The sequence below is a fragment of the Thioalkalivibrio sp. genome (assembly GCF_007692535.1).
Taxonomy (GTDB): domain Bacteria; phylum Pseudomonadota; class Gammaproteobacteria; order Ectothiorhodospirales; family Ectothiorhodospiraceae; genus Thioalkalivibrio.
The window spans coordinates 1-2,581 of record NZ_REBW01000002.1; the positions used below are offsets into that span (position 1 = coordinate 1).

The following is a 2,581-nucleotide window of genomic DNA, read 5'->3' on the forward strand; positions in this document are numbered from 1 at the left end:
CAGGCGAAGGCGTCATGGATTGCTGCCGTAGCGCAGGATCGGCGCGTGCGGCTTATCGGGTGTCAGCGGCAGGGGGGATCGCGACCGTGCGCGTCGTGTAGAAAGCGCGAAAAGGAAAGAGGGCGTACATGAGGGGCTCCGGTTTCCGGGTCTATCCCGGGGTCTCCAGACGCTTCATCCAGAAGGTCATCGACTTCGCGGTTTCGGCATCGTCGTCGAGATCGCGCCAGGAGAATACCGCTTTCAGGCTTGGCTCGCGACGGTATCCGCGCTTTTCCCAGAAGTGGTCCAGAGGTTGGTGGTCGGGTGGCCGGCGAGGATGGTCCAGCGGCCGGTCCACCGCGCAGAAGGCCGTCCAGCAGAAGCCGCCGAGCCCGCGGGCATGCGCTTCGCGTTCCTCGAAGAAGCGGACGCCCAGACCCCGGCCGCGGTACTGCGGCAGCAGAACGGACTCGCCAAAATAGAAGATCTCCGCAGGGTCGTAGCCCTGCTCGACGAACGGTGCAATGACGTTGGGCGTCTCGTCCGCGAGCGGCAGACCGGTCGAGGCGCCGACGATGTCGGCACCCTCGAAGACCAGCACGATCACGCTCCGCAGTGACCGGGTATAGGTTTCGAGGTACCGCCGCTCGTACTTCAGCCCGCCTTCGTAGAGGTAGGGGAAGTCGCGAAACACGCGGATCCGAAGTTGCGCCAGTTCGGCGATGTAACGGACCAGATCGTTGCCTGTGTAGCCTGTCGGACCGTGACCTTGGTAGCGAGCAGGGTAGGCCAGGTTCGATGTCCGGGCCACCGCCGTGACCGCTCGTGGTCGGCCAGTTCCGGAAACTGCGCTTCCCAAGGCGGCTGGCGGGTTTGGGCCGCGCCCTGCCGATCGCTGTCTCTTGCCGACCCTGAGCGGGCAGTCAGTGGGGATGGTGGAGTGGCCGGTGTCGGACGTAAACCTGAAGTTCTGAACTAGTTCTCTGTATTCACATGTGGTCCTGCCGGACCTGCCGTGGAGCCATGCGGATCATTGCCTGCATCGAGGATCCCGCAGTGATCGAAAAGATCTTTCACCCATCTCGATGCGAAAGCCCTGAAGCCGGACGCTTTGATACGCCCACCCTGCTGGCTGCCGTCTATTGGGCTGACCGGGTTTCTCAACCACGACCTCAAGGCTCCGATGCCGGTGGCGCGGTCACGATGCCGGCATGCACCCAAGAACCGGGCGGCGAACACGCTGGTTCGCGGGATTCGTGCCCGGAGTGACGCTCCGTGGGGCGTCACAGACCCTATTGACGGCCGACCAGCCCGGCCAAAGGATGGCAAGTCGGACTCGCGCCGAGCGAAAGGCGGTCTATCCTTCCTATACTCGATTCCGCGGCCTTGCTGGCGCGTGGGGCAGGCGCCCGACCCGCAGAGGAGATGCCATGCCGGAACTCGAACACAGTCACGAACCCGACGCGATCCAGCACCGCCTGGATGATGGACCCCGATCCAGCTACCTGTCCGATGCCATCCTCGGGGGGATCGACGGCTGCGTCACCACGATCGCCGTGGTCGCGAGCGTGGCCGGCGCCGGGCTCCCGGCGATGATCGCCTTCGTGCTGGGCATGGCCAGCCTGGTCGCCGATGCCTTCAGCATGGGGGTCAGCAATTACCAGGCGGTGAAGAGCCAGCACGATGCACGCGAGGGTCTGCGGCACCAGGAGGAACGCCACATCGAGCAGGTTCCGGAGGGTGAGCGTGAAGAGGTGCGTATAATTTTCGAAAACAAGGGCTTTGAGGGGGAGACGCTTGAGCGCAACGTCGACACGATCACCCAGGATCGCCGGCGCTGGATCGACTTCATGCTGCAAGAAGAACACGGGCTGCCCCTGCAAGGCCCCTCCCCCACCAAGGCCGGGTTGGCCACCTTTTCCGTCTTCATCCTGGTCGGAGCCCTGCCGCTGCTGCCCTTTCTGGTGCCCGTGCTCAGCGATGGCGGGCATTTCGTCGCCAGTGCCGGCATGGCCTGTGTCGCCCTGTTCGGCATCGGCTACGTGAAGGGCATGGTCCTCGATATGGCGCGGTGGCGCACTGGTTTGGAGACCTTGCTGATGGGCGGAGGTGCGGCCCTAGTCGCCTTCCTTTTCGGCTATTTCCTGGAACCGATGCTCGGAGACCTAAGGATATCCTGAACCTGCCCCTACAAACTACGGCCCTGATGGCGCGCAGCGTCGCAACCGCCACGGCCTGGCCCCGCTGCTCTACATCGCCGTGCTCGCTAGGCGTGCTCCCCATGCCGTCGAACTCGACGCTGCCGGGCACGCGCTGCTCCTTCACGAAGACCTCGGAGCGCACGGTTTCCAGGACTATTCTGTCGACTGGGCAACTCGCTCCATGAGCAGACAGTGAACGGAAACGGGTGAGGGGCTGCAGTGGGCCGATCAGCGCCCCTGCCGGCAGGAACGCTGACCGGCGCTGACCGATCAGCACTCGGTGCGTTCGGCCATTTCCAGTGCTTCATCCACCTCTATGCCAAGGTATCGGGCTGTGCTTTGAAGGCTGCGATGACCAAACAGGAGTTGTACGGCCCGCAGGTTCTTCGTACGCCGGT

General features: G+C 64.0%; 2 protein-coding genes. One reads left to right on the forward strand and one right to left on the reverse strand.

The window, feature by feature from the left end; all coding sequences use genetic code 11:
* Positions 1 to 151: 151 nt before the first annotated feature.
* Entirely contained in the window at positions 152 to 793 is a 642-nt protein-coding gene (locus EA346_RS00020) for a GNAT family N-acetyltransferase (RefSeq protein WP_296754045.1), read from the reverse strand.
* A 619-nt stretch (positions 794 to 1,412) separates the two neighbouring features.
* On the opposite strand from EA346_RS00020, the gene EA346_RS00025 reads away from it, so the two are divergent.
* Positions 1,413 to 2,162, forward strand: coding sequence for a VIT1/CCC1 transporter family protein (locus EA346_RS00025; protein WP_296754048.1), 750 nt, complete (start codon positions 1,413 to 1,415; stop codon positions 2,160 to 2,162).
* Positions 2,163 to 2,581: the final 419 nt, after the last annotated feature.

Coding starts and splice junctions, on each gene's coding strand:
- EA346_RS00025 (WP_296754048.1), top strand. CDS start 1,413: ATGCCGGAACTCGAACACAGTCACGAACCCGACGCGATCCAGCACCGC.